The sequence below is a fragment of the Streptomyces sp. URMC 123 genome, assembly GCF_051386515.1.
Taxonomy (GTDB): Bacteria; Actinomycetota; Actinomycetes; order Streptomycetales; family Streptomycetaceae; genus Streptomyces.
This window is the reverse complement of the sequence record NZ_JBPQTV010000463.1, coordinates 1-3890: the sequence shown is the minus strand read 5'-3', so window position 1 is coordinate 3890 and position 3890 is coordinate 1. Positions and strand designations below refer to the sequence as shown.

The window sequence follows — 3890 nt, the reverse complement described above, 5'->3', positions numbered from 1 at the left end:
GGGGCCGGGTGACGTCGTCATCCGGCAGGGCTCCGGGGGGTGTAGGGGCGGCCCGTGTGGTGGAAGAAGACGTCGTTCAGGGTCGGCACGGTGGCGGTGGCCGTGTGGACGCGGATGCCGTGGGCGGCGAGCGCGGCGCACAGCTCGGGCAGCCGCACGGCGCTGTCGGTCACCGGCACGGTGACCTCCTCGCCGAGCACGGTGGCCTGCTCGCCCGGCATGGTGCCCTCCTCGCCCGGCGCGGTGCCCTGCTCGCCGCTGCCGAGGGGCGCCAGGCCGTGGGCGGCGCGGAGGACCGCCGCGGCCCGGTGGTTGTCGCTGGTGCGCAGCCGCACGGTCTCCCGCCCGAGGGCCGATTTCAGCTCGGCGGGCGTGCCGTGGGCGACGACGCGGCCGTGGTCGATGACGGCCAGGCGGTCACAGTGCTCGGCCTCCTCCAGGTAGTGGGTGGTGACGAAGACGGTGATGTCCTCGGCCCGACGCAGGGTGCGCAGATGCTGCCACAGGCGGGCGCGGGCGGGCGGGTCGAGCCCGGCGGTCGGCTCGTCCAGGAAGAGAACGCGGGGTTCGTGCAGCAGGGCCCGCGCGATGTCGAGGCGGCGCCGGGTGCCGCCGGAGAGGGTACGCACCCGCTGCTGCCGGTGCTCGGTCAGTCCGGCGGCCGTCAGGGCCTGTGCGGCGCGGGTACGGGCGCGGGAGCGGGAGAGGCCGTGCAGCAGCCCGTGCACGTACAGATTCTGAGTACACGTCAGGTCGGGTTCGAGCGCGCTGTGCTGGAAGAGGACGCCGACGCGGCGGCGCACCAGGTGCGGCTGGGAGCGCACGTTCGCCCCGGCGACCCACGCCTCACCGGCGCTGGGCCGGTTCAGCGCGCACAGCATGGAGACGGTGGTGGACTTGCCCGCGCCGTTGGGGCCGAGGAAGGCGAACAGCTCCCCGGCCGCGACGCTCAGGTCCACACCCCGTACGGCGTCCCGGCCGCCGGGGTACGACTTGGCCAGCCCCCGGGCGCGCACCGCGTACGGGACGGGGTGCTGCCGCGCGGCCGGGGCGGCGGCGTCCGTGGTGGTGCGCGGCGGGCCGGTCACGGGCGCCTCCCGGCGGGTGGCAGGGGCGGGACGGTGATGACGGGGGTGTAGCCGTGCTCGTGTGCGGGTTCCCCCACGGGCTCGGAGCCGACGGCGACCCAGGCGTGGGCGCGGAAGGGGCCGGTGCGCACGCCGGTGCACCAGGTGGGCCAGGTGCCTTGGGCCCGGCACAGCAAGGCGGTGGCCAGTGAGCGCTGCAGGCAGCTTCGGCCGGCGGCGCACCGGGGGCTGACGGTGACCACGGCGTGCCGGGCGGCGGCGACCTGCTGCCGGGTGGCGGGGACGGCTCCGCGGCGCAGCAGGTGCAGGACCGTGCGGATGCGGTGCGGGCGGGCGGCGGCCAGGGGCCGGGCGAGGGCCACGGCCAGCCGGGCGAGCAGGCGCCGAAGCGGCGGGACGGGGCCCGCGGGTTCCGGTTCGGTGGGAGCGGTCATGGTGGGCGGCTTCCGGTCGCTAACCCAGCGGCAGGCCGCGCAGCAGGCCGGCCTGTCGGAGGTCGTCGATGAAACGCGCGACGTCCTCGCCGACGCGCGCGCCGGCCTCCGGGTGGCGCCGCGCCAGCGCCGCCACGGCGTCCTCGGCGGTGGCGTCCCGCAGCAACAGGCGCAGGACCAGAGCCCCGCTGGGGTTCAGCTGCCGATACGTACCGGTGCGCTCGTCCAGCAGCACCATCGCGCCGCCGTCGGTGTCGACCGCGGTCACATGCGCGGGCAGGGACAGGGACATCACCGTGCTCCTTCCGACAGGGAATGCGGCACCGAGGCCGGGCGGTCGCCCTCCAGCGAGCGCAGCCAGACTTCGCAGCCCACCGTGTACGGCAGCGGGGCGAGGTCGGCGACGGTGGCGTGGGAGTGCGGGGCGCGACGCAGCCGTTCGGGGTCGATCAGACCGGCCCGGGCCAGTAGTGAGTCCTCGGCCAGGGCCAGGATCTGCCCGCGGTGCCGGCGCAGCGCGTGGTGGAAGTCGGCGTCGTAACAGCCCTTGGAGGTGCGTGCCAGGAGGGGCGCGGGCACGATGCCGGTCAGGGCGGCGCCCAGCAGTGGCTTGAACGCGCCGGGGCGCGCGGCCTCCAGCGGCCGGGCCGACAAGGCGGCGGTGACGACGGCGTCGTCGGTGTACGGCAGCGCGATGTCGGGGCCCGCCGTCAGCGTCTGGTTGAGCAGGCGCACCGTGTTGCCGCCCTCACGGACCTGTTGCAGCACCCAGTGCACGGAGCGCTGGGGCGCCAGCGGTTCCGGGCTGTCGGCCGCCGCGCGCGCCAGGGCCCGCCGCATCGTCGCCACCGCCTCGGGGGTGGCCCACTTCGGTGCGCGGGGCTCGGGCTGCCAGCCGAGCATGCCGGCGCCGTCGGACCGCGGCGCGAGCGTCGCGTGGCGGGCGGCGTCCAGCAGCCACCGCCGGTAGGAGGTCCGCCTCAGGACGTCGCGCGTCATCGAGAGGCGGCCGACGCGCCATTCGTGGTGCTGGTGGCGCAGCCGGGCCCACACCTGCCACGGCCGGGTGGTGAGCAGGTCCTGCAGGTGGGCGGGGCTCGGGGTGAACAGTTCGTCACCGCCGCCACCGCCCAGGTGCAGTCGGGAGCCGTGGGCGGCGACGCGCCGCAAGAGGTCCGACTGCTTGGCCAGGTCCCGTACCCAGGGGCACGGCTCCTCGCTGGGCAGCCGCAACGCGCCCACGCCGGCGAACCAGTCGGGGGATTCACCGCTCCTCACGACCAGGTGCGTGGCCGAGGGCAGCGCCCCACGGGCACGGGCGGCCCAGGGGCCGTCGTCGTTCCCCGGGTCCCGTCCCTCCCAGTGCACGGTGACCAGGTGCCCGGCCTCCCGGGCGGCCAGGAAGCACAGGCTCGTGGAGTCCAGTCCCCCGGACAGGTCGGCGCTGATCGTGCCGCCGCCGGCGGTGCAGGTGCCGATCGCCTCCTCCAGTGCGGTACGGACCTCGGCGGCGGCCTCCCGCAACGACAGGTGCGGTTCGGGGGGACGCCACCAGCGGACCGGGGGCGCCCGTCGGCCGTCGCGCTCCCACACCAGCGCCTCCTGCGCGGGCACCGCGTGGACGTTCCGCCAGACGGTCCGGTCGGCGAGGACGGTGGACGTCACCGGTGGGACCATGAGCCGCAGGGCCAGCATCTCCTCGTCCGGGCCCGCCCCCGACAGGGCCGCCAGCACATCGGCGCGGTCGGCCGCCACCGGCACCCCACCGACGCGGGCGGTGAAGACGCGGCGGGCGGCCGAAGCGGTGCCGCGGGCCCATACGCGTCCGCCGACGGACGCCAGCACATGGAAGCTGCCCGCCACGCCCGACAGCGCCTGCTCCACCTCCGCCGGCCGGCGCACCCGGTCGAGCCACCGCCGCAGGGCGTCCGCGCGCGCGGCGCTCCGGCCCAGAACGACGGCCCGTGCCTCGCCCGTTCGCGCGGAGACCTCCTGTCGGGCGTCCCAGCGGCCCACCAGCCAGGGCCGCCCCGACGCGTGCGGCACGGTGCGCACGCCTTCCCGGTAGAGCCGCCCCGCCACAGCGGCGGCGGCGCCGGTGTCCGGCAGCATCACCCACCAGTTTTCCACCGCACACTCCTTGTTCGCGAGGGCTGTTCTCCGGGCATCGCGCAGCGGTCGAACCGGCGGGAGCGCGCTCGCACGTGCCCCCGCCGGGCTCACGGTCCGACTCATGAGGAGCGGAGCCAGAACGGCAGCTGGCCACCATCCATGACGAACCCAACCGGGTGCCCGAGGGTGACCTCGGCGAAGTCACCCGCCTCACTCACCATCGGCGCCTCGTAGACGTCCTCCTGAATCTCCATGC

5 protein-coding genes are annotated in these 3890 nt (G+C 76.1%); all 5 read right to left on the bottom strand.

The genetic code is table 11. The features are described from left to right. Nucleotides 1–17 precede the first annotated feature (17 nt). On the bottom strand, nucleotides 18–1088 hold the full coding sequence (locus ACSNOD_RS29370) for an ATP-binding cassette domain-containing protein (protein WP_436770113.1): 1071 nt from the start codon (nucleotides 1086–1088) through the stop codon (nucleotides 18–20). Further along, nucleotides 1085–1522: a lasso peptide biosynthesis B2 protein gene (locus ACSNOD_RS29365; protein ID WP_436770112.1), complete on the bottom strand. Its 438-nt coding sequence runs from the start codon at nucleotides 1520–1522 to the stop codon at nucleotides 1085–1087. Before ACSNOD_RS29365 ends, ACSNOD_RS29370 begins: the two co-directional genes overlap by 4 nt. Before the next feature lie 19 nt (nucleotides 1523–1541). Further along, the gene (locus tag ACSNOD_RS29360) at nucleotides 1542–1814 is read right to left on the bottom strand and encodes a lasso peptide biosynthesis PqqD family chaperone (RefSeq protein ID WP_436770111.1); all 273 of its coding nucleotides are present in this window, start codon (nucleotides 1812–1814) and stop codon (nucleotides 1542–1544) included. Continuing rightward, complete coding sequence (locus ACSNOD_RS29355) at nucleotides 1814–3652, bottom strand: asparagine synthase-related protein (protein WP_436770110.1); 1839 nt, start codon at nucleotides 3650–3652, stop codon at nucleotides 1814–1816. Before ACSNOD_RS29355 ends, ACSNOD_RS29360 begins: the two co-directional genes overlap by 1 nt. A 101-nt stretch (nucleotides 3653–3753) precedes the next feature. Beyond that, a complete protein-coding gene (locus ACSNOD_RS29350; RefSeq protein WP_436770114.1) occupies nucleotides 3754–3888 on the bottom strand; it encodes a lasso RiPP family leader peptide-containing protein in 135 nt (44 codons plus the stop codon). Nucleotides 3889–3890: the final 2 nt, after the last annotated feature.